Origin of the sequence: Coleofasciculus sp. G1-WW12-02 (assembly GCF_040219735.1) — a bacterium.
Lineage (GTDB): Bacteria > Cyanobacteriota > Cyanobacteriia > Cyanobacteriales > Coleofasciculaceae > Coleofasciculus.
Genome location: NZ_JAVJRX010000012.1, coordinates 52,254 through 76,404, shown reverse-complemented (window position 1 = coordinate 76,404; position 24,151 = coordinate 52,254). Strand labels below are relative to the sequence as shown.

Here is a 24,151-nt window from a genome sequence, read left to right as displayed (position 1 = left end):
CGTGATTACGCTAACTCCGACTTCTTTAGCTGCTTCCCCAATGCTGACCGTTGGCACGTCCTGAATAATGTCCATACGGTATACATTTAGTATAGACCTGTATACCTTTGTATATGTTTCTGGACTCAGTTGTCAACCCCTATATGACTAAACCCGCCCCGACTAAGTGCCAGAATTACGGGGGTTTTTTAAGAAAAGGGCGACCCAACCCCATTAAATGGACTGGTGTTGTTAATTATACCAAGCCGGTCGCCCCTACAGGTGGTTCATTATACCCCCCACACCCGAAACCCGAAACCCTACCTCGCTGGCGGCGTCGGGAAACTCATTTGTTCTCCTGTCACTTGCACCGACTCCAGCAACTGGAGAATACGCTGTAAAGGAATGTCTACCCACTTCGGTCGATTGTTGAGTTCATACCCTAACTCATAAATCGACTTCTCAAACAGATAAGCATCCAACAGCACTTGCAACTCCTGAGTTGTTTGCGGGATAAATGAATGTCCCGCACCTGTAGACAGATAGGTTTTCAGGAACGTATCACTGACCCAGGAATACCAGAAACTCGACCATTGTTCCATCACCGAAAGATTATCCGGTCGGATCATGCCACTCTCAATTTCATTCCGCAAGCCGAGAGTAATCGCATAGTGGAACGATTGTAGCATCCCTGCCACATCCCGCAGGGGCGATCGCTTCATCCGTCGTTCACTCAAAGGACGTGCCGGTTCTCCCTCAAAGTCAATGATGATTAAGTCTTTCCCGGTATATAAAACTTGTCCCAGATGGAAATCACCATGACAGCGGGTACGCATCGACGTAATCGGCTGATTGATTAAGGCTTTAAAGCGTCCTAAAATCTGATCTTGGCGGTTGAGAATGGTTTGGGCTAAGGGTTGAATTTCCGCCGGTAATACGTCGATCCGTTTTTTCAGCAGCAGTAAAACCTGACCCGTCAGGTTCCGCATATACTGATACACCGACCGTTGATAGAACGACGTAAATGGTTCCGGGGCAAAGTTAGGATTCTCCATATCCGAGGACAACGCAATATGCAGTTGAGCCGTTCGCTTTGCCAACAGTTGCGTCGTATCCAAATAAGAAACAATCAGATTGTAGCCAAAGGGCGGATCAGTTCGATCGAGAGACTCCACCGCCGAGGGTAAGAAGAGTTCCGTCTCCTGCAAATCTGATCCGGGCAATACCATCACTTGTTCAAAGTAACCGCGCAGGGAATCTAAGGTATAAGACCAAGCATCGGTGGTATTGGGAACAAACTCTTGCAAGACGCCGATGGTTATCGTGTCTGAGTTAGCAGCGCGATACTCCAGCGCCCCCGCCACGGAAACAAAATGTTCGGTGACTTTTTTATCGGTGAGGAAACGCCCAATTTCTAAGTCTGGGTTAATCCCTTCCTCAACCTTGCGGAACAGCTTTAAAATAAAGCGATCACCGTAGACCATTGAGGTATTACTTTGTTCGCCTCGAAGCAGATGCGGCTCAAGGTGAGTCGCCTCTTGCATCAGTTCAGACAGGGCGTCTGTTGCCGTAGCTACCAATGTACCTGCCTTTCCTTTATACCGATGCTGATGACGAATGGCATCTAAGGGGAAGGCTAAAAAGTCAGGTTCAGCTACCGCGTCAAATAATAAGCCAACGTCTTCATTTCCCTCAACCTGAATATAGGCGATAACCTGATGGGGCTGAATGTTCGACCCATCACCACCCAGTTCAGTTCCTGGCGCGTAAGCTAAGGGCAGAATGTAGGTTTCTGGGGTGCCCTCGGTGTAATCTAATTTGAGGAAAAGTAACTCCGCCTCGGTTTCTTTATAAGAGACAGTAATCACTTCCACAATCTCTGCCGATTGCACCGTCCTCGCTTTACCACCAAACCAGCGACAACCATAGAGGTAAGTGGGCAAAATCGACTCCAAGGTTGTCTTTAAAATCGGTTGAGAAAACACCGTTTGCCATTTACCACTCACCCTGAGTGTCGGGGGTTGAATGTGGGAACTGGGGACTTCGGCGAGAGTGTCTTGCAACTGGAGGGTAAACCAGTAGAAGCCATGAGGACTGAGGCTGAGGAAATAGGGTGAAGAACCAATCGCTGGGAATTGGGTACGTCCAAATATCTCCACGGGCACCATTCCTTGGAATCCTGAGAGATCCAATTCCACAGTTTGCACAAATCGTGACAAGTTGGCAACCACTAAAATATGTTCCCCAGCATAGGTTCGGGTAAATGCCAAAACCTTACGGTTCTCCGGATGGAGAAACTCAAAAGTCCCTCGCCCAAAAGCTTGGAAACGCTGGCGGGTGGCAATTAACCGCTTCATCCACCACCACAGGGAATTGGGATTCCCCTGCTGGGCTTCTACATTAATCGCTTCGTAATGGTATTCTGGGTCAACAATCGGCGGGGCATAGAGTTTTTGCGGATTCGTGCGCGAGAAGCCTGCATTGCGGTCAGCACTCCATTGCATCGGTGTGCGTACCCCGTTGCGATCGCCCAGATAAATATTATCGCCCATACCAATCTCATCGCCGTAGTACAAGACGGGCGTACCGGGGAGAGACAGCAGCAACCCATTCATCAATTGAATTTGGTCGCGATTATTCCCCATCAGCGGCGCGAGGCGGCGACGAATCCCTAAATTGAGCCGTGCCTGCGGGTCTTCTGCATACACTTTATACATGTAGTCTCGGTCTTCATCGCTGACCATTTCCAGGGTCAGTTCGTCGTGATTCCGCAGAAACAATGCCCACTGACAGTTATTGGGAATTTGCGGCGTCTGATTGAGAATATCAATGATGGGGAAATTATCCTCCATCTTTAATGACATGAACAGGCGCGGCATGAGGGGAAAATGGAAATTCATGTGGCATTCATCCCCCTGCCCATAATACTCCGCTGCATCTTCGGGCCACTGATTCGCTTCAGCCAAAAGCATCCGATTGGGGAACTTGGCATCAACATGGGTGCGTAACTGTTTCAAGAATGCATGGGTGGCGGGTAAATTTTCACAGTTTGTGTCTTCTTGTTCATACAGATATGGTACGGCGTCCATCCGCAGTCCATCCACCCCCATGGCTAGCCATAAATCCACAACCTCTAAAATGGCTTTAGCCACTTCCGGATTTTCGTAATTGAGGTCAGGTTGATGGGAGTAGAAGCGATGCCAGTAATAGGATTTAGCCACCGGATCCCACGCCCAGTTAGAATGTTCAAAGTCCTGGAAAATAATCCGGGCATCTTTATATTTTTCCGGACTATCACTCCAAACATAAAAATCCCGTTCACTACTGCCTTTCGGGGCTTTGCGAGCGCGTTGAAACCAGGGGTGTTGGTCGGAGGTATGGTTGACAATTAACTCAATAATGACCCGAATTCCCCGTTGATGCGCTGCATCTAACAGTTCTTTGAGATCTTCGATTGTGCCGTAGATAGGATTGATTTTTTTATATTCGGCAATATCGTAGCCATCGTCTTTCAGGGGAGAGGGGAAAAAGGGTAATGTCCAAATCGCTGTGACCCCTAAATCTCGTAAATAATCCAGCTTTGATGTTAAGCCGCGCAAATCACCTATGCCATCGCCATTGCTATCGGCAAAGGCACGAATCGGCACTTCATAGATGATGGCATCTTTAAACCATAAGGGGTCATCTTTCAAAATCGAATTAAGCATTTTTTCGTTGGTAGTTTTCCCTAGTTGTTGATTTGTCATTTGTCACTCGTCATTGGTCATTTGTCATTCGGGAAGACCCTTACATTGCTCCCTCTGTTCCCTGTTCCCTACTGCCTATTGCCTCACCCAGAAAACATGTGCCGGAATAGCTTGGGGATTAAGTTCTACATAGTTATGTCCGCCAAACCAGGTATAGTGGGTATCACTGAGTAGGTCATGGAGATGGTATTCCCGATAGGGGTCAATTCCTAAGGATTCTAAGGGCAAATCAATGAAGCCCGCTTGCATCCATTGAGGGTCAAAACTGACCATCATTAGCATCACATCCTTGAAATCGTCGGTCTGTTTGCTGTAACAGATAATCTGGTTATTATCGGTGTGATGAAACCGCAAACTCTTATTACTTTGCAGTGCGGGGTGTTCCCGACGGGCGCGATTGACTCGGGCAATCAAGTCTTTGATGCTGTAGGGACTATCTAAATCCCATTCCCGAATCTGATATTTCTCTGAGTTTAAGTACTCTTCACTACCGGGTTTCAGCGCCCGATTTTCGCACACTTCAAACGCTGGTCCATAAATCCCGTAGTTTGCCGCTAAGGTTGCCGCTAGCACTAAGCGAATAATACAGGCAGGGCGTCCCCCATGCTGAATAAACTCATGCAAAATATCGGGGGTATTGGGCCAAAAGTTAGGGCGAAAGATGTCATAGGCAGGGGTTTGGGTGAGTTCGGTGAGATATTGGGTCATTTCCCACTTACTATTACGCCAAGTGAAATAGGTGTAGGATTGGGTAAATCCTAGCTTGGCGAGGCGATACATCACCTTGGGACGAGTAAAGGATTCCGAGAGGAAAATTAAATCGGGATGAGTTTGTCTCAAATCCGCAATCACCCATTCCCAAAAGTCAAAGGCTTTGGTATGGGGGTTATCGACTCGAAAAATCCGCACGCCTTTTTCAATCCAGAATTGGATCACACTCCGCAGTTCTTCCCACAGGTTTTGCCAGTCTGCGGTTTCAAAGTCAATTGGGTAAATGTCCTGATATTTTTTCGGCGGATTCTCGGCGTATTGAATGGTTCCATCAGGGCGGCTACGGAACCACTGGGGATTTTCTTTGACGTAGGGGTGATCTGGAGAACATTGGAAGGCGATGTCTAGGGCAATTTCCAGTCCATGTTCGGCGGCTTGGGCGACAAATTCCTCAAAGTCAGCCATGGTGCCCAATTGGGGATGAACCGCCTTGTGTCCGCCTTCAGCCGCACCAATACCCCAGGGTACGCCCACATCATCAGATTCAGCAACAGTGGTGTTATTTTTGCCTTTGCGAAATGCCTTGCCAATGGGGTGAATGGGGGGTAAGTACAGGACATCGAACCCCATGCTGGCAATATAGGGTAAGCGGGCTTGGGCGTCTTTGAATGTGCCATGTTTGCCCGGTTCCCCGCAGGAACGGGGAAATATTTCGTACCAGGTGCTAAACCGAGCGCGTTCTCGGTCTACAATAATTTTGAGTTGTTTGTGGTAGGTGCTGGCAAATTTGCGATCGGGGTATTTTGCCATCAGTTGCGCCAGTTCCGGGGAAATGGCTTTATCACCTAAAATCGGTGTAGCGATATCTTGCGATCGCAGCGTCGCTACCCAGGTTTTTAACTGTGCCGCATCATCCCCACTGGCACGTTTAACCGCGTCTTCAACCAAGTTTGCCCCAATCAGTAAGTCAACCGACAGATCCTGTTCGGCTGCCAATTTCTTGGTCATGTCCCGTTGCCAGGATTTAAAGTGGTCAGCCCAACCCATAATGGTATAGACATAATCGCCTATCTCTGATACAGTGAATTCTCCCTGCCAGCGATCGTTAATCGTTGGTGACAGGGGAACCTCAAACCAGGTTTGGGACTTTTGGGGACGGTACAAAATGACACCAGAAACGGCATCATGACTGTCACAGAACATATCCACTTCGACATAGACTCGTTCCCCAACTGTCCGCTTGATGGCAAAACGACCCCCGTCAATTTCGGGCCATACACCCTCTATTTGTACTCGTCTCCGACCTTCCTCTGGCAATGGCAGCATGAATCTAACGTCCTTTAGCTTTGGCTTCTAAAACAGTCGCAGGTGCCCCTTGTGTCATACCGCTTTATCCTTCAGCCCTTACTACTGTTCCTCTGGCTCTCGCTAGGGGACTGAAGTTGGTGTAACTACCTCAATGTAAAGCGTTTCGATAAACCTGTCCGACTGCTACCTTAGTTAACTTGACGAATTAATGTCAAGATTTTTATGCGAAATGTTAATAAATAAGGATATACTCAAAAGGTTTACGGCTAGTAGCGTATAGTAAACTCTCAAGTATTTCATCTGACTAAAGAGAGAAACCTCTTGATCGAACCCTGATATGACTACCCAGGATTGGTGGCGTCACATTGCATCCCTGGGGGTTGACGCGGTTTGGATTTCCCCGTTTTTCCCGTCACCGATGAAAGACGGCGGTTATGATATTTCTGACTAATGTGCGATCGCGCTTCACCATTCACGCCAGGGTCAATCATTTTTAGCCGTTTTCCTGTTAATTAATTTCCCATTCTAGGCATCATCAGTATTTTTACTTATTGACAAATAGGACTTCATTTATTTTTTTTACTCCATACTTAATAAGCTTTTTCTATACATAATTAAAAACCTATAAATTTATTAAATGTACGAAAGAAGAAGAAACGTAAAGCGTTAAACTAACAAACGTGCATTAAATTTTGTAATGAGGGTAACCTCCCTTACCTGCCGACAATTGTTTCTGGTCAGAGATAATTTCCTTTAGCCAAACTGTTTGGTCTAAATGGGCAGATTGATTATCAGTGAATTCATCATTAACACACTCATGAAAAATTTCGAGCAGCAATAAGGATGGATATTACCACCAAACCGCTGAACCCGGATCAGCAAATTAATCACGGGTGTAACTTAAAATTGAAGCCTGCCGACCAAACAGACTATTGGTTGGCAACAACAGCGCCAGTGAGGTGTAAGATAGGCTTCAAGCCAAGTTTGTCTACGTAAGACCCTTTGAAAAAATCAGTTTGTTCACCGTTTTGCCAACGGTCTATGAAGAACATTATTTAACCAAAAACCTGCTGATTGAAGACTAGATAAGCTTGTCAGGATTATCTGCCAAGCCAGTCAAGTGATTGATTATTTATTCTCATCACTTGGCGTCAACGCTTTCGGGTTAGTTATTTAGGAGTTAGTTTTCTGTCCTTTTTTCCAACGTCAATCCCATTGGAAAAATATAAATCAGGATAAACCCTGATGTCTACCTTGGTTGAACGGAATCCAATCAGCCAGGACTCCTGGTTTTTGGGTCAAAGAGAAGAGATAACTAGAATGCCGCTCTCATTAAGTGGTTGTAGTCAGCCATGCGATCGCGTCTGGCATTCAAAGGCTGACAACGAGCCTATTTTAAGTCACTGCGATTAGGCTTCTCTAGTATTACTTGCCAAATTTTGCCACAGTGTTTCCCCCGGAATCGGGTTAATTTTCGCTGCCAATAATTTCAGAAATGGACAACACTCTGTCACATCAAACGTGACTGAATCATTAAGTACAGGAAAAACCAAACGACAATGACTCTGCAAACAACCCTTCCTCAAACCGAACTGACGGAAACCCTTCAGGACGATTTAATCGACTCATTCCCAACTAGAGAAGCCCAAAATATTGGGGTAAAACATGGAGCCAAGTATCGCACATCGGAATGGTACACTGGGTCTGGAGAAATCGTTCCGGGGAATGATACTCGCTCCTTTGAAGTCACTGCAACCTTTACCCTAAAAGCGCAAGTTAAGTTAATTGAGGGCGTCTTCGACCCATCTAACCCAACCTTGGCTGAAATCTATAATAGTCGAGGTCGCTGTGTTGCCATTATCGACCAAACGGTAGATAGTTTGTATGGGGAATCAGTGCGTAAGTATTTTGACACCCACGAAATCCCCCTCCAGATGAATGTCTGTCGCGCCTGGGAAGCCGATAAAACCCCGGAAACGGTGCATCGCCTGCTGGAATTTCTCGGAAAAGACGGCTGTGATGTTTCCCGCAATGAACCCGTATTAGTGATTGGTGGGGGTGTTCTCAGTGATGTGGCGGGATTAGCCTGTGCCTTACAACATCGCCGCACGCCTTATATTATGGTGGGTACGACTGTAGTCGCGGCAATTGATGCAGGTCCTAGTCCCCGTACCTGTACCAATGGCAAACAATTTAAGAATAGTATTGGGGCTTATCATCCGCCCGTGCTAACCTTGGTAGACCGCACCTTTTTCCGCACCCTCGCCACGGGTCATATCCGGAATGGCATGGCGGAAATTATTAAAATGGCGGTGACGGATGATCCGGTTCTGTTTGAACTGCTAGAAGACTATGGTCCGCGCTTAGTTGAAACTCACTTCGCTACCTTAGGAAACGATGAGGAATTAGCCAAAATTGCTGATGAGGTGATTTATCGGGCATTGTTCTCTTATATGAAACATGAGGGAACCAATATGTTTGAGACGTATCAGGATCGCCCTCATGCTTATGGTCACACCTGGAGTCCCCGTTATGAACCCGCCGCTAAGTTGATGCATGGTCATGCGGTAGCGGTAGGAATGGCGTTCGGCGCTAGTTTAGCGACGAAATTAGGCTGGCTGCAACCCACAGAACGCGATCGCATTATCGCACTGATTCGCTCTCTGGGGTTGAGTGTCTATCATCCTATCCTCGAAGACATTAATCTGATGATTGCGGGTCAGAAAAATATGCGGTGTAAGCGGGGAGATGGGGGTCTGTGGGCACCTCTACCCTGTGGTATCGGTGCTTGTGATTATGCACAAGAGGTACCCCCGGATTTACTGGAAGCGGCGGTATGGGAGCATAAAACCGTCTGTGCAACGTTACCTGATGCTGGTGCTGGCGTAGAAATGTATCTCAATGATTTGGGTTTGGAATAATTCTATCCCCTCAACATCTGTAGAGACGTTGCATGCAACGTCTCTACATATTGCCACATTATTCAGGAAACAAATCATGCAAACTATAACAAAAGACGCGATCGCGCGAGCGGTTACTCCCCTAGGGATTCTGGTGGAACACCTTGAGCAAACCCTGGAATTAGTAGACGCAGCACAACATCCACAACTGGCGCGTTCTCTACAAAAAGCGTACCAACTCGCCGCTAAACTGGAACCCTACCTGAATCAAAATACCACTCCCGATTCTCCCACCTTAACCGCCTTAGTTGAGAAAACCTGCACCGAAGACTGGAGTAAACTATTCTCCGATGGCGAGACAGTGCGCCAGTTAGAACAGGAGATGTTATCCGGACATATTGAAGGACAAACGTTGAAGATGTTTGTCAAAATGACTGGGGCGAAACGTGTCCTGGAAGTGGGTATGTTCACTGGCTATTCCGCCTTAGCCATGGCTGAGGCGTTACCCGATGATGGATCACTCATTGCTTGTGAGGTGGATGAATATGTGGCTAGTTTTGCCCAAACCTGTTTCCAAGCCTCACCTCATGGTCGCAAAATTACCGTAAAAGTTGCCCCAGCCTTGGAGACACTGCGTCAATTAGCGGAAGCGGGAGAGTCGTTTGACTTGGTATTTATTGATGCGGATAAGAAGGAGTATGTGGAGTATTATCAGATGCTCCTGGATACCCAGTTATTAGCGCCAAATGGGTTAATTTGTGTGGATAATACCTTACTTCAAGGACAGGTTTATTTAGCACCCGAAGAACGGACACCCAATGGAGACGCCATCGCCCAGTTTAATCAGGTGGTTACGGATGACCCTAGGGTAGAACAGGTTGTATTACCGTTGCGTGACGGTTTGACCTTAATCCGGCGGGTTTAAACCCTAACAATCTGTAGGGGCGGGTTTAACAACTATCCTTTCTTACCCCACCAAAATGTAACTAAACCCGCCCCGACTCAACCCTTAATTTCCAGATTAAATAGCGCCATCGGTTTGGTCACCAAACCCCTACTATTGACAAATGACAAATGACAACATCACGTATTCTCGCCGTACTGCAAAACCTGGGAACACTAACATTACTCGCGATCGCGTTTCCATTCAATTTAACCGTTGTCGTCGTGGCGCTGTTGTGGGATAGTCTCACCCGCCCCTTCCAGAAACCCAAAATAGCTAACCCCAATCCGAAAACTATTATGCTCACCGGGGGGAAAATGACCAAAGCGCTGCAACTGGCGCGGTCTTTCTCCGCCGATGGACATCGAGTTATTTTAGTGGAAAGTCATAAATATTGGTTAGTGGGACATCGATTTTCGCGGGCGGTTGATCGCTTTTATACGGTTCCCGCCCCCAACAAAGATCCCGATGGCTACATTCAAGCCTTACTCGCGATCGCGAAACAAGAAAATGTGGATGTTTATGTTCCCGTCTGTAGTCCCGTCGCCAGTTATTATGACTCTCTAGCCAAGCCTGTTTTATCGGGTTGTTGTGAAGTGTTCCACTTTGATCCAGATGTTACCCAACTGCTGGATGATAAGTTTGCGTTTGCCCAAAAAGCACGAGAATTTGGGTTATCGGTGCCGAAATCATTTAAAATTACTGACCCGCAACAGGTGATTAATTTTGACTTTTCTCAGGAAACAGGCAAGTATATCCTGAAAAGCATTCCCTACGACTCTGTGCGGCGTTTAAACTTAACCAAACTTCCCTGTGAAACTCCAGCAGAAACTGCCGCATTTGTCAATAGTTTGCCCATCAGTGAGGAGAAACCCTGGATTATGCAGGAGTTTATTCCGGGAACGGAATACTGTACCCATAGTACAGTGCGGAATGGGGAATTACGACTGCACTGCTGCTGTGAATCATCGGCGTTTCAAGTGAATTATGAAAACCTTGATCAGCCGGATATTTTGCAGTGGGTGAGTCGCTTTGTCCAGGGATTGAATCTAACGGGACAAGCCTCCTTTGATTTTATCAAGGCAGAGGATGGGACGGTTTACGCGATCGAGTGTAATCCGCGCACTCATTCGGCTATTACCATGTTTTATAACCATCCCGAAGTGGCGGAAGCCTATTTGGGTGACACGCCTTTCCCTGAACCTTTGCAGCCCTTGCCGGAAAGTAAGCCAACCTATTGGTTATATCACGAAGTTTGGCGGTTGAATGAGATTCGCTCGTTTGGGGATATACGGCGCTGGTTTAAGACAGTTTTTGGCGGTAAAGATGCCATTTTTCAGGTGGATGACCCCCTCCCCTTTTTGATGGTACACTATTGGCAAATTCCTTTATTATTGCTGGATAATCTGCGCCGGATGCAGGGCTGGATCAGGATTGATTTTAATATTGGTAAGTTGGTGGAATTGGGGGGAGATTGAGAGAAAGGAGATGGGGGCGGGCGCGAGTCACATCTGTTGTAGGGAATTCTATCTCGGCTAGAAAATAGTTTTAAGTTTGTCGTGACTATATTTTTTGTACAAAACTCGAAACCGATATTACACCTTTTAATATTGAGGAGTTTAACTCATAATTTGTTAATAATTCAGTAATGATTGCAGTAACCTTTATCCTATTTCTTTTGTTATTTACCGGAGTCGGTATTTACTCGGCAAGTCAAAAGAAAAATACGACAACCGATTACCTCCTTGCCAGCCGAAATGTGAATCCCTGGCTAGTCGCCCTTTCCGCTATGGCGACGGGTCAAAGTGGTTTGTTATTTATTGGTCAGGTTGGCTTTGCTTATACGATTGGAGTATCGGCGATTTGGCTAACGATTGGCTGGATGATCGGAGATTATATTGCTTGGTGGTTTGTGTTTAAACGATTAAGACAGGTTTCTGAAGAAATTTCTGCCGATACCGTGTCTTCTTTCCTGGGTCAAGAAACTAAAGGAATTCGCTGGATTACCACAATTTCGGCTTTAATTACCATTGCGTTTCTGGGTTCTTATGCGGCGGCGCAATTAGTTGCAGGAGGTAAGGCACTTCATGCGGTGTTTAATTGGAATTATTCCCTCGGTGTGATTGTTGGTGCTATTGTCGTGGTGATTTACTGTTTTTCAGGGGGGATTCGGGCTTCAATTTGGACAGATGCGGTGCAAGCCACGATTATGATTGGTTCCCTACTGCTGCTATTGGTGGTAGCGATCGCCAATTGTGGCGGATTGACCGGATTCTGGACACAGCTTGACGCTATTGATCCAGAATTGGTCAGTTTAAGTCCAAGGGATCTGGAGTGGGGATTTTTGCCCTTTTTAATTGGCTGGATTGCCGCCGGATTTGGTGTCGTGGGTCAACCTCATATTTTAGTTCGGGCAATGGCAATTAATTCGGCGAATAAGATTTGGTTTTCCCTGAATATTAAAGTGATTTGTGCGTTTTTAACCTCGCCTTCAGCGATGGCTGTGGGGATGGCGGCGCGGGTGCTTTTGCCCGATCTGTTAACCAATGGTGATCCAGAATTAGCACTGCCTTATTTAGCCCTGGAATTATTGCCCCCTATTTTAGTTGGACTGATGCTAGCGGGACTCTTTGCGGCGACAATATCGACAGCGGATTCCCAAATTTTGTCCTGTTCAGCCGCGTTAACTCAAGACCTGTTTCCGGGATTGGCGCACTCGTATAATTATGCCAAGTTGGGAACCTTAGCGGTGACGGTAATTATCTTGATTATTGCCTTAGCCGGAGATGATAATGTCTTTGCCTTGATTACATTTTCCTGGTCAGTTCTAGCCTCTAGTTTGGGACCACTGCTGATAGTACGGGTTTGGCAAAAATCGGTAACCACGCCAGTCGCGATCGCGATGATGTTAGGGGGGATTGCGGCGGCGTTGTTCTGGAAGTTGGGACTGAATTTATCCGGTGTGGTTTACGAGGTGCTTCCGGGTATGGCGGCGGGGGGTCTCATCTACTTAGTATCTCAAGTTTTTCTCGCCCATAAAACCGCTTAAAAATGTCTGATTTTAACGCCATCTGCAAAAATCAACGCCAGACTTTTTTTATAGAAGGGGGGAGTTAAAAGCCTTCTCTCTCTTACCCCCCTTTCAAAGGGGGGCAAGGGGGGATGGATAGAGGTTATCCCAATCTCATGAAAAGTCAAATAAATGTTAAACAAAATACAGTGAAATAATCCCTTATTTATTCCTTGTTCCTTTTAGTTAATCGAGAAAAATGACTCAATTACTCAGCAAAAGCCAATCCTTTCCCCTGTCCCCCATTCAACAGACTCATTGGTTTCTGTATCAGTTAGCTTCCCAGGGACTTCATGATAAACGATCCATCGGCTTGCGGATTCAATCTCCGGTCGATCTAGACGCCATAGTCAGGGCGTTTCAACGATTAATTGATCGTCATCCCAGCTTACGGAGTAACTTCCGCGATCGCGACGGTCAATTGACTCAGGAAATCAGCGATACAGCGAAGGTCGATTTCTGCGCGATCGATGTCTCTAACCAAAGTTGGCAGGATTTGAATACAACCCTGGTACGGATGGCAACTGTTCCCTTTAACTTAGAACAGAGTTCAGGGTTACGGGTTAGGCTATTGAGTCGTTCCCAAACCGACCATATTTTGTTAATAACAGTTCATAAAATAGCCAGTGACGCAGAGTCTTTAGTTATATTAACTGATGAATTTATAACTCTTTATACTCACCCCAATACCGAATTGCCGCCGCTGCATCAGTCTGAGAACAACTGGACGCAGCTAACAACCAATTGCTTAAATAGTTCCCAATCCGAACAACTTAAAACCTATTGGCACAACAAATTAGCCGGAGAGTTACCTGTATTAGACTTACCAGGACGTGCGACTCGTCCCCCATTACGCACCTATAAAGGTTCCGCTTGTCAATTGAAACTTGATCAGAACATAACCCAAAATCTCAACCAACTAGCACAGCAATCAAAGGTTTCTCTGGATACGCTTCTTCTCACGGCATTTAAAGTATTGCTTTACCGCTATACCGGAGAATCTGATATTTTAGTCGGCATGCCGAATAGTCCCCGAACTCAACCGGAATTTGCCAGAATCATTGGTGATTTAAGTAACGTAACGGTTACCAGAGATGAAATTTCGGGCAATCAAATCTTCGCTGAAGTTCTCCAACAAGTGCATCAGACAGCGACTGAAACGAAGGATTATCAAGACTATCCCTTTCCCCGATTAGTCAAAGAATTAGCGTCCGCCTCGAACTTGAGTCATTCCCCGATTTGCCAAGCCTCATTTACGTTTCAGAATTGGCAGTCATTGTCGTCAACAATTTCTCAATTACTTGAGACAAGGGGCAATAATCAGCTAACTCAATGCGGTACACTAAAACTTAGCTACTTTCAACTCCCTCAGCACAGCGTCGAATTTGACATCAGCCTAGAAATTATTGAATTAACTGATTCCTTGCTGATTTCTCTTCAATACAGCAGCGATTTATTCGACGCTGATACAATATCCCAGATTATCCAGCATTACCAGAATTTACTGACCGCAATTATCACCACTCCCAACCAACCCGTGGGTCAATTACCGGTGCTGAGTGACACTGAACGACAGCACATTTTACAGGATTGGAATGCCACCAAAACCGATTATGATTTATCTCGCTGTCTGCACCACTTCATTGAAGCCCAAGTTGAGAAAACTCCTGATGCTATTGCTGTCATCTTTGAATCGGAACAATTAACCTATCGAGAGTTAAATACTCGTGCCAATCAACTCGCCCATTACCTGCAAAAATTAGGCGTAAAACCCGAATCTTTAGTCGGGATTTGTGTCGAACGTTCCCTAGAAATGGTTGTGGGACTCTTAGCAATTCTCAAAGCTGGAGGGGCTTATGTTCCCATTGATCCGAGTTATCCCGTTGACCGTATTGCCTACATGCTGGCAGATTCCCAAGTCCCGGTATTACTCACTCAAGAACTCTTAGTTCCGCACTTACCTAAATCCACCGCCCAAATAATCTGCCTAGATACCCAATGGGAAGATATTGCCGCAGAAAATAACCACAATCCTGATAGCACGATTCAACCAGAAAACCTAGCTTACGTTATTTACACCTCCGGTTCAACAGGTAAACCCAAAGGGGCGATGAACACCCATCGGGGAATTTGTAACCGTTTGCTATGGATGCAACAAACCTATCAACTGACACCCGAAGATTCTGTCCTCCAAAAAACTCCCTTTAGTTTCGATGTTTCCGTCTGGGAATTCTTCTGGACATTGATGACGGGGGCTTGTTTAGTTGTGGCTAAACCGGGGGGACATCAAGATAGTCTATATTTGGTTAATCTAATCACCCAGCAGCAGATTACCACACTGCACTTTGTCCCCTCAATGCTGCAACTTTTCTTAGAAGAACCCAAAGTCAACGGTTGTCAATCCCTGAAGCGAGTGATTTGCAGTGGCGAAGCCTTACCCTTTGACCTGCAAGAGCGGTTCTTTTCTGGGTTAGACTGTGAACTCCACAATTTATATGGTCCCACCGAAGCCGCTATTGATGTCACCTATTGGCAATGTCAACGAGACAGTAATTCAAGCATCGTTCCCATAGGACATCCGGTGGCAAATACCCAAATTTATATCCTTGATCCCTATTTACACCCGGTTCCCATTGGCGTTCCCGGTGAAATTCATATTGGCGGCGTACAAGTCGCCAGAGGATATCTGAATCGTCCCGAATTAACCCAAGAAAAATTCATTCCCAACCCTTTTCAAAACTCATTCAAACCCGCCTCGACAAACCCGGTTCCCTATTCACCTAGCATTGGGTCAAAACTCTATAAAACGGGGGATTTAGCCCGCTATCGCCCCGATGGAACAATTCAATACCTACGCCGCATTGACCATCAAGTCAAAATTCGTGGCTTCCGTATCGAACTCGGAGAAATTGAAAATGCCTTGACCGAACATCCGCAAATACGGGAAGCCGTCGTCATTGCCAGAAACGAGAAATCGGGGGGGAAACAGTTAGTCGCCTATTTAGTATCAACTCAAGAAAAACCCACTCCCCGAACCTTACGTAACTTCCTCAAAGAAACCCTACCTGATTACATGATTCCTGCTGCGTTTGTCAGCTTAGACTCTTTACCGCTAACGCCAAATGGTAAGGTCAATCGTCGCGCCTTTCCTGCACCTGACCCCGCCAGTTTTGGTGGAGAAACGACATTTATCGCCCCTCGGAATTATCAGGAACAACAATTAGCCAAAATTTGGTCAGACTTACTGGACATCGACCAAATCGGCATCAATGACAACTTCTTTGAACATGGTGGTCATTCCCTATTAGCCCTGAAATTAATGGGAAAAATTCAGCAACAGTTTGGTAAAACATTACCATTAACTACTCTGTTTATGAGTCCCACAATTGCCGAATTAGCTAATGTTATCAGCCGTTCCGAGGTTCAGTCCTATTCTCCAATCGTACCCATTCAGACTCAGGGAACCAAACCCCCATTTTTCTGTGTCCATCCCGCCGGCGGAAATGTACTATGTTATCTGAAGTTATCGGATTATCTAGGTACAGACCAACCCTTTTATGGTTTACAAGCCCAAGGGTTTAATCAGGGGGAAGAGGCATTAACTCGGGTTGAAGATATGGCACATCTCTATGTCAAAGCCATCCGAGAGGTGCAACCCGAAGGACCCTATCAAATTGGTGGTTGGTCTTTTGGTGGAGTGGTGGCTTATGAGGTTGCCCAGCAGTTACAGAAACAGGGTCAAGAGGTTAGTCGGCTGGCTATTTTAGACTCTTGGGTACCGATTATACTGGATCAAGGAAAAAAGATTGATGATCATTACTTAGTGGGGGTTTGTTCCCGTGTGTTTGGGGGTATGTTTGGTCAAGATAATTTAGTTTCCCCCGATGAATTAAAAGGATTAACAGTTCCCGAACAAATCGACTACATTCTCGCTAAAGCGCAACAGGTGGGAGTTTTTCCCACTGAAGGCAATCAGGAACAAAATCGGCGAATTTTGGATGTATTGGTGGGAACACTAAAAGCCACGTATGCCTATAAACGTCAGCCTTATCCGGGAAAAGTTACCGTTTTCCGGGCGCAGGAGAAGCATTTACACGCCCCTGATCCTCAATTAGTTTGGGTGGAATTGTTTGCTATTTTAGATGCGAAAGAGATTGACGTGATTCCAGTTCCAGGACATCACTATTCGTTTATTCTGGAACCTCATGTGCGCGTTTTGGCAGAACGTCTTGCTGCTTTCTTGACCTAATCTCTCGTTTCCCTCTGCTTCCTCGTTCCCACGTCTGAGAAGGGAATGCCCGAAAATCTTTGGCAAGACTTAGCTCAAAAGCGAATTCAAGCCGCAACCTCAGCCTCTGGAACGGCGACGATATTTCATCCCCTCTATGATGATCCTTGCCGACTATTTGCCCATTATTCCACCCAATCACTCAGTCCGGATCAAGTGCTGAGTCTGGGTTCCATGGCAACTCCAGAAAGCTTACAACGCTTGCGCCATTCCAGTTTTGCATCTCTCGGTGTGGTGTCTGTAATTTCTCTAGCCTCTATAGGCTTAGCTGGCGCACCCGTAAATGGTCAAGTTGACGGCGTTTATGGTCCAGAAACTCGTGAAGCCGTTAGAACATTCCAAGAGGATCAGGGCTTATTTGGAGATGGCATCATCGGAAATCAAACCTGGGATGCTATGACTGATTTTGAATCGGAAATTGGCAACGAACTTCAAGGCGGAGAATCCGGTTTTGAAGAGACTGATAACGAACTTCGAGGTGGAGAGGCCGATTTTGAAGAGACTGATAACGAACTTCGAGGCGAAGAGTCCGATTTTGAATCAGAAACTGCTCCTGAATTGGGAGTCGAGTAATACGAATTTGCAGAAGAGGAAGGGTTGCTCATGACAAAAGGGTAATCATCATGTAACCTTTCACGATTCATAGTAGGGGCGTACAGACGTGCATTGGTGTCAACTTAAGCTTAAAACGAAAGCAATACCTTGATGCTAACCCCACCCTAACCCTCCCCTTATCAAGGGGAGGGAACATTTCCCCCCTTAGCAAGGGTAGGACTAATTCATTGTGATGAGAGAAAATTAGGGCAACCAGGATTAATTATGATGTCCGCCACGCGATCGCAAACAACTTACCTGAGCCTAGGATCAAGTCAAGACAAGGATTTTGGCGACAAGCGTCACAGAAGGCGCGATCGCGCTCGTCGGGTCATAATTTTAGGGAAGCTCCCCCAGATTCCCTTCATCATGCCCTTATTCCTGCATCCCAGAATACAATAGTCGGGCAAATAAACGAGCGCCATCATCATGCTTTAACTCATCATAAGTCGGAGGATGACTGTGACTAATATCCCGTAGATCTTGGAGGAGTTCTGGATGGAATTGACAGGTAAACGAACGACGGATCAGTTTGCTCTCGAAATCTTTGTAGTTAATACAGGTTGCTGAACATTCTGTCACTACTTCCGTTTCGTCAGCCGTTGAACAAAGAATTTCTACCGCAAAAGGAAGCTGCATTAACCAGGAGAAGGGACTTCCGGCTAAAATATGCCGATGGGAAATAATCGCATCATGAAGTAGTCGATATGCCCAATTTGCAAATAAAATCGCTTCCTCATTCACTTCATCGGAGTGGAACATGGAAATATTTAATTCATGTTCATATTCAATGGAGGTATCGATCACCCCTTCAAATTCATCAGCCGTTACCTCATGAGCGATAATCAAGTCTTCGGGAATATCCGATGTGTCGCTATCAGGAGATTGATAATGCCATAACTGACGATAGCCAACCTCTTTCTTTTCATTGGGACCGACGGCAAATTCTGAATCATCCCAGTTTTTCGCAATCAGGTGTCCGTTTTTCTTCTTCACTGATAGAGTACAACCCACCTGTTGAATATGCTGGCAGACTTTTTTCAAAGTCTTTAGCGCTTTACCATTGCGATCGCGTGCCAGATACTTTAGGCTGGATACCTCATCCACTGCTCGTTTAATTAAACGAATGTGAGATTGTGCCGCCAATTGATGTCCCAAACAGATAAATAAAGCTGGCGCACTGGTAGGCGATCGCGACAGCAGTAGTTTATCTGTGAATGTATGAAGCTCCTCCAGGGAACATTTGGCATCGTCAAAGGTGCTAGCATCGCGTACCGACGGATTACCACCTTCCACAACCACCGCTAACCCTGACGTTATGATCGGCACAACTAACTCTGGATCAAGCACACCCGACGACCAAAACGGGAACAGAATCGAATCACAATCGGCGATTTTTTGCGCCAGATACGCCACATTCAGCGAAGCCCGCACCTCTTCTCCCATTGGATTACATCCGACATGTTCCCAGGGTTCGATAACCGCGATCGCATTGCGGAATAAATTCGGGTGCTTCATCAAGAATTCCAAATCATCCTGAGAATTAATCACCTTTTCCAACGGCAATCCTTTGCCCCATTCAAAGCCTTCGTTTTCCATCGTCATGGATATGTCAGGCAAGGGATCTTCTGAATGCCGATCCGCTAAAAACCGACCCAACAAAATGTGAACTGATTCAAAATCAGATCCCCCTTCACACAAGTAACCAGGTCTAAGTCTCCAATCGTTGGTTGTTAATCTTTGAGGCTTAACGGATGATGACTTTGACATCTATATTTGACTCCTTAACATGTTTTTTTATCTAGTCCACTCATCAAGGAGTGACCCTGGTAGTTGACTATAGATAGCGTTTTCAACAATAAGGCTTGTAGACCTTTTTTGGTTTACAAATTATTTGTAAACCCTATAGAATTTGGTAAGTTGATTGTCTGCTGTAAAGACGCAATCAATATCGTCTATCTTTATCATATTCGTTATTGAAAGTCAATTCACACCCTAAACATTCAAAGAATTGACAAAAACTGTAATGTTGACTACAAAAAAAAATATTTCTAAAAGGACACACAAACTGTTGTTCCAGATGTCATGAAGTACAGTAGCAGCAATGAAGAAACTAATTTCTGAGATGTTGGAGATTGATGTTGTACCCTATTGCAGCCGAAACCGCTATAAATGATGTGTCCTAACCGCTATGGCGGTTGCTATAGGGTTTGCTGCACACTGCAAACACCCTTAGCCATTAATGCTTTGAACTCAGGTTTACAAATGACCCTCACGCCCGAAAACAATAGAGGCGCACGGAGCGTCATCCGTGTCAACTTAAGAGGAAACACAAGCTAAGTGAGACGAAAGAATCTCGCGGCTTTAAAAATAACCCCCCTTAATCCCCCCTTGCTAAGGGGGGAAATCAAAGCCATTTGATTTCTTCGTTTCCTCCTTACCCCCTGTTCCCTCCCCTTACAAAGGGGAGGGTTAGGGAGGGGTTAGCATAAAGGTATTGCTTTCGTTTTAAGCTTAAGTTAACACCAATGACGGAGCGTGCGCCCGATTTATAGCAAAAAGCAAGAAATTTTCTTCGTGATTTGCTTAAACCTTCGCTTCTTCCAGTATCAACTTAGACCGCTTAAGCTGTTCGGGAACCGGAATCGGATAATCTCCGGTGAAACAAGCCGAACAGAAGGTATTAGCATTGTCTTGAGTCGCCAGCATCATACCATCCCAACTCACATACGCCAAGGAATCCACACCAATTTGTGCAGCGATTTCATCAACAGACTTGGTTGCCGCGATTAGCTGGTCTTGAGAATCGGTATCAATTCCATAGAAACACGGATGAGTCACCGGTGGTGCAGAAACGCGCATGTGAACCTCAGTAGCACCCGCATCCCGTAACGCTTTGACAATCTTCCGACTCGTGGTTCCCCGGACAATCGAATCGTCCACAATAATCACTCGCTTACCCATAAGAACATCTTTCAAAGGATTCAGTTTCATCCGAATCCCCGCCTCTCGCATAGTTTGCGTCGGTTGGATAAAGGTGCGACCCACATAGCGATTTTTAATCAACCCCTCGGCGTAGGGAATTCCCGACTCCTGAGAAAAGCCAATCGCCGCTGGTACACCCGAATCCGGCACCGCAATCACCATATCTGCCTCAGTTGGTGCTTCTTTTGCCAATTGACGCCCCAAACGCAGCCGATAGCTATAGATGCTTTCATCCTGCATCACGCTATCCGGTCGGGCAAAATAAATCATTTCAAAAATACATAGCTTACGTTCTGGCTTACGACTCCAGTGGAACGACGCCATCCCCGCTTCGGTAATCCAAACCAATTCTCCTGGTTCGACATCCCGCAAGTATTCTGCACCAATAATATCTAACCCACAGGTTTCTGAGGCTAAAACATAGCGCACCGGATTCGTACCTAAGGTACCAATCACTAAAGGACGCACGCCATGGGGGTCACGCACTCCCATCATCCCCTCTGGTGTACCAATCACCAAACTATAGGCACCTTGACAGAGGTTAAACGCACTAATCGCCCCGTCTAGCCACTCCTTACCTTGATCTACTTCAGCACCGATTGCAATGGCAATCATTTCAGAATCTGTCGTGGTGACAAACTCATCATAGTTGCGGTTTTGTAAATTTGTTCGCAACTCGCTGGTATTGACTAAGTTACCATTATGTGCTAAAGCTAAAGAACCTAAGCGGGTATTCACCACAGCCGGTTGGGCATTGACAACCCGACTCGACCCGGTTGTCGAGTAACGGGTATGACCCACCGCTATTGTTCCGGGCATTTGGTTCAAAATCTCTTCGTTAAAGACTTGGGAGACAAGTCCCATATTCTTATAGAGATGCACCTGTTCTCCCTCAAAGGTGGCAATCCCCGCTGATTCTTGACCCCGATGTTGCAGGGCAAACAAACCAAAATAAGTTAGCTTCGCGACATCTTCTTCCGGTGCATAGATACCAAAAACCCCGCAAGCTTCTTCAGGTTTGTCGGGGCGTTGGCTGACAATCTCATCAGATTGGGCAGAATTGGGGATAGAGGAGTGGGGTGGCTGGAGAATCATGGGTATTGGCGTACTCCTGATAGTGGCAGTCAGTTCGACTTGTATTAATGCAAATTAATCGGGAATCGTTAATTAAACTTAACGATTCCTTAACGATACCATTAATTTGTGAGTCATGGCTCATGCCTCATTAATCATTGGTCATTAGTCAGCCGCGACTGGCTCAACACGACTACAAGCGACGTTCTAGGGCATTAAAGAAGCGATCGCTCATATCTGCGATCGTAGCGTTAATTAGGGGAGGATGGTTGGGGATAGAAATTTTTAATCCTTGAGAGAGAGATTTAACCGTCCCCAACCGTTGCCAACCCTGGGCAGATTCCCCTAAATAGTCCTTTAGGTAAGCCTCCCAATCAGCTTGGGCTTCTGGCTTCACCGACACCAGAATCCGACTGGCACTTTCTCCAAATAGTATCTCATCCCAACGCCGTTCTAGAGACGCCTCAGCTAGTCCTAATTCAATCTCTGCCCCCAATCCTCCAGAAATACAACATTCCGCTAGCGCCACCGCCAATCCTCCCTCAGCACAATCATGTGCCGAACGCAGGAAAGTCCCCCGAATTCCCTGACGACAAGCGGCTTGCACCCGACGTTCTAACTCAAAATCCACGATGGGGGGTTTCCCCGCCACAACCCCATGAATCGCACTCAAGTATTCTGAAGCCCCTAAGCTGAGATGAGGCGTGGTTACAGTTAACGGTAATCCCAATAAGTAAATTAAATCGCCTTCACGCTGCCATCCTTGAGCACAAATCTGACTCAAATCCGGAATCATCCCCACCATACCAATCACCGGCGTAGGATAAATCGGTTGGGGAGTTCCCTGGCTATCCAAGGTTTCGTTATACAGAGAGACATTTCCCCCCGTTACGGGCGTCGCTAATTCTGTACAAGCCTCGGCGATACCCTGACAAGCCGATGCCAGTTGCCAGTATCCTATCGGCTTTTCTGGTGAACCAAAATTCAGATTATCGGTGACGGCGATAGGTTCTGCACCCACACAGCTTAAATTTCGTGCCGCTTCTGCAACCACCGCCTTTGCCCCTTCATAAGGGTCAAGATAAACATAGCGAGAATTACAATCTACTGTAGCCGCGACACCGGATTGGGAATGTCGCCTCGATTCCGGAGAACGTAATCGGATGATTGCCGCATCTGCACCACCGGGAAGCATCACTGTGTTATTTTGCACCTGATGGTCATACTGACGATAGACCCAGCGTTTTGAGGCGATGGTTGGTGTATCCAACAGTTGTAGGAGAATATCACTCCAGGATTTAGCCTCACCAGAAAATTCGATTCCCGTACTGGTACAACTGGGTAATGTATCAACAGTCCATTGCCAAGCTTTCTTAGCATACTCCGGCGCTTCGGTCAAAACATCTCGATAATAAATCGGCGTATTATCCGATAACGCCGTGGCTGGGATTTCCGCCGCCACTTCACCCTGAAACAAAATCCGCACAATCGGTTCTGCAATCACTGTACCCGCGACAACCGCCTGAAGTTCCCAACGGTGGAAAATATCAATTAACTCCTGTTCTCGTCCCTTATGTGCCACAAATAGCATCCGTTCCTGGGATTCCGAGAGTAAATATTCATAGGGAACCATTCCCGTTTCTCGGACTGGGATTAAATCTAAATCCAATTCAATTCCCACACCCCCTTTAGCTGCCATTTCCGAGGTGGAACAGGTAATTCCCGCCGCCCCCATATCCTGTGCGGCGACTACCGCCCCTGTTTTAAAGGCTTCTAGACAGGCTTCAATCAGGCATTTTTCTAAGAAGGGGTCTCCCACCTGCACCGCTGGGCGGTCATCCATGGATTTATCAGTGAGTTCTGCACTGGCAAAACTGGCACCCCCCATGCCATCTCGCCCTGTGGTGGAACCCACATATAACACGGGATTACCAATTCCTGACGCCCCAGATTTAACAATTTCTGGGGTTTCCATCAATCCCAGCGCCATCACATTGACCAGGGGATTCCCGGTATAAGCGGGGTCAAAGTAAACCTCACCGCCAACAGTGGGAACACCGACGGAGTTGCCATACCCAGAAATACCCGCCACGACACCCGTAAATAATCGTCGGGTGCGGGGATTATCCAGGGAACCGAAGCGCAGGGAATTCAAAACCGCAATGGGACGCGCCCCCATGGTAAAGATATCCCGCAGAATGCCGCCAACGCCTGTAGCTGCACCTTGATAAGGTTCCACAGCGGAGGGGTGGTTATGGGATTCGATTTTAAAGGCGAGTTGGAGTCCTTCGCCTAAGTCTACCACGCCAGCATTTTCACCCGGACCGACGAGGATACGTTTTCCGGTGGTGGGGAATTGTTTGAGGAGAGGGCGGGAGTTCTTATAGCAGCAATGTTCCGACCACATGACGCCGAACATCCCCAGTTCAGCTTTATTGGGGTGACGCCCTAGGCGTTTAACGATTTCCGCATATTCGTCCGGCTTGATACCTTCAGCGGCGATTTCTTCGGGGGAAAAGGGGGCAGAGGATAGAGTAGACATGGAACCCTTGT

The 24,151-nt window shown here is 46.5% G+C and carries 12 protein-coding genes and 1 pseudogene; 7 read left to right on the top strand and 6 right to left on the bottom strand.

Annotated elements, in window-relative coordinates; all coding sequences use genetic code 11:
- Nucleotides 1-299: 299 nt before the first annotated feature.
- Together treS and RID09_RS01815 are read right to left on the bottom strand one after the other, a co-directional pair.
- Entirely contained in the window at nucleotides 300-3,686 is a 3,387-nt protein-coding gene (treS, locus tag RID09_RS01820; protein ID WP_446334242.1) for a maltose alpha-D-glucosyltransferase, read from the bottom strand.
- 114 nt (nucleotides 3,687-3,800) lie between these two features.
- Complete coding sequence (locus RID09_RS01815) at nucleotides 3,801-5,762, bottom strand: alpha-1,4-glucan--maltose-1-phosphate maltosyltransferase (RefSeq protein ID WP_446334238.1); 1,962 nt, start codon at nucleotides 5,760-5,762, stop codon at nucleotides 3,801-3,803.
- Between the two features lie 343 nt (nucleotides 5,763-6,105).
- On the opposite strand from RID09_RS01815, the pseudogene RID09_RS01810 reads away from it, so the two are divergent.
- From RID09_RS01810 to RID09_RS01780, 7 genes and pseudogenes are all read left to right on the top strand, one after another.
- A pseudogene (locus RID09_RS01810) lies at nucleotides 6,106-6,192 on the top strand (alpha-amylase family glycosyl hydrolase); the annotation flags it as partial.
- A gap of 1,111 nt (nucleotides 6,193-7,303) precedes the next feature.
- On the top strand, nucleotides 7,304-8,665 hold the full coding sequence (locus tag RID09_RS01805) for a sedoheptulose 7-phosphate cyclase (protein WP_446334237.1): 1,362 nt from the start codon (nucleotides 7,304-7,306) through the stop codon (nucleotides 8,663-8,665).
- A gap of 76 nt (nucleotides 8,666-8,741) precedes the next feature.
- On the top strand, nucleotides 8,742-9,569 hold the full coding sequence (locus tag RID09_RS01800) for an O-methyltransferase (RefSeq protein ID WP_446334236.1): 828 nt from the start codon (nucleotides 8,742-8,744) through the stop codon (nucleotides 9,567-9,569).
- A gap of 149 nt (nucleotides 9,570-9,718) precedes the next feature.
- Nucleotides 9,719-11,065 carry an ATP-grasp domain-containing protein gene (locus RID09_RS01795; RefSeq protein ID WP_446334235.1) on the top strand — a complete coding sequence of 449 codons (1,347 nt, stop codon included), beginning with the start codon at nucleotides 9,719-9,721 and terminating at the stop codon, nucleotides 11,063-11,065.
- Nucleotides 11,066-11,235: 170 nt separating this feature from the next.
- The gene (locus RID09_RS01790; RefSeq protein WP_446334234.1) at nucleotides 11,236-12,636 is read left to right on the top strand and encodes a sodium/proline symporter; all 1,401 of its coding nucleotides are present in this window, start codon (nucleotides 11,236-11,238) and stop codon (nucleotides 12,634-12,636) included.
- Nucleotides 12,637-12,856: 220 nt separating this feature from the next.
- Nucleotides 12,857-16,906: an amino acid adenylation domain-containing protein gene (locus RID09_RS01785; protein ID WP_446334233.1), complete on the top strand. Its 4,050-nt coding sequence runs from the start codon at nucleotides 12,857-12,859 to the stop codon at nucleotides 16,904-16,906.
- A 45-nt stretch (nucleotides 16,907-16,951) separates the two neighbouring features.
- On the top strand, nucleotides 16,952-17,518 hold the full coding sequence (locus RID09_RS01780) for a peptidoglycan-binding domain-containing protein (protein ID WP_446334232.1): 567 nt from the start codon (nucleotides 16,952-16,954) through the stop codon (nucleotides 17,516-17,518).
- A 396-nt stretch (nucleotides 17,519-17,914) separates the two neighbouring features.
- Here the strand turns inward: RID09_RS01780 and RID09_RS01775 are convergent, their stop codons facing one another.
- From RID09_RS01775 to purL, 4 genes are all read right to left on the bottom strand, one after another.
- Entirely contained in the window at nucleotides 17,915-19,309 is a 1,395-nt protein-coding gene (locus tag RID09_RS01775; protein WP_446334231.1) for a hypothetical protein, read from the bottom strand.
- A gap of 816 nt (nucleotides 19,310-20,125) precedes the next feature.
- On the bottom strand, nucleotides 20,126-21,619 hold the full coding sequence (gene purF / locus RID09_RS01770; protein ID WP_446334230.1) for an amidophosphoribosyltransferase: 1,494 nt from the start codon (nucleotides 21,617-21,619) through the stop codon (nucleotides 20,126-20,128).
- Nucleotides 21,570-21,743, bottom strand: coding sequence for a hypothetical protein (locus tag RID09_RS01765; protein WP_446334229.1), 174 nt, complete (start codon nucleotides 21,741-21,743; stop codon nucleotides 21,570-21,572). Before RID09_RS01765 ends, purF begins: the two co-directional genes overlap by 50 nt.
- Before the next feature lie 48 nt (nucleotides 21,744-21,791).
- Entirely contained in the window at nucleotides 21,792-24,140 is a 2,349-nt protein-coding gene (gene purL, locus RID09_RS01760) for a phosphoribosylformylglycinamidine synthase subunit PurL (protein WP_446334228.1), read from the bottom strand.
- Between the last annotated feature and the right edge of the window lie 11 nt (nucleotides 24,141-24,151).

Coding starts and splice junctions, on each gene's coding strand:
- RID09_RS01800 (WP_446334236.1), top strand. CDS start 8,742: ATGCAAACTATAACAAAAGACGCGATCGCGCGAGCGGTTACTCCCCTA.
- treS (WP_446334242.1), bottom strand. CDS start 3,686: ATGCTTAATTCGATTTTGAAAGATGACCCCTTATGGTTTAAAGATGCC.
- RID09_RS01805 (WP_446334237.1), top strand. CDS start 7,304: ATGACTCTGCAAACAACCCTTCCTCAAACCGAACTGACGGAAACCCTT.
- RID09_RS01765 (WP_446334229.1), bottom strand. CDS start 21,743: ATGAGCCATGACTCACAAATTAATGGTATCGTTAAGGAATCGTTAAGT.
- RID09_RS01780 (WP_446334232.1), top strand. CDS start 16,952: ATGCCCGAAAATCTTTGGCAAGACTTAGCTCAAAAGCGAATTCAAGCC.
- RID09_RS01775 (WP_446334231.1), bottom strand. CDS start 19,309: ATGTCAAAGTCATCATCCGTTAAGCCTCAAAGATTAACAACCAACGAT.
- RID09_RS01790 (WP_446334234.1), top strand. CDS start 11,236: ATGATTGCAGTAACCTTTATCCTATTTCTTTTGTTATTTACCGGAGTC.
- purF (WP_446334230.1), bottom strand. CDS start 21,619: ATGATTCTCCAGCCACCCCACTCCTCTATCCCCAATTCTGCCCAATCT.
- RID09_RS01815 (WP_446334238.1), bottom strand. CDS start 5,762: ATGCTGCCATTGCCAGAGGAAGGTCGGAGACGAGTACAAATAGAGGGT.
- RID09_RS01795 (WP_446334235.1), top strand. CDS start 9,719: ATGACAACATCACGTATTCTCGCCGTACTGCAAAACCTGGGAACACTA.
- RID09_RS01785 (WP_446334233.1), top strand. CDS start 12,857: ATGACTCAATTACTCAGCAAAAGCCAATCCTTTCCCCTGTCCCCCATT.
- purL (WP_446334228.1), bottom strand. CDS start 24,140: ATGTCTACTCTATCCTCTGCCCCCTTTTCCCCCGAAGAAATCGCCGCT.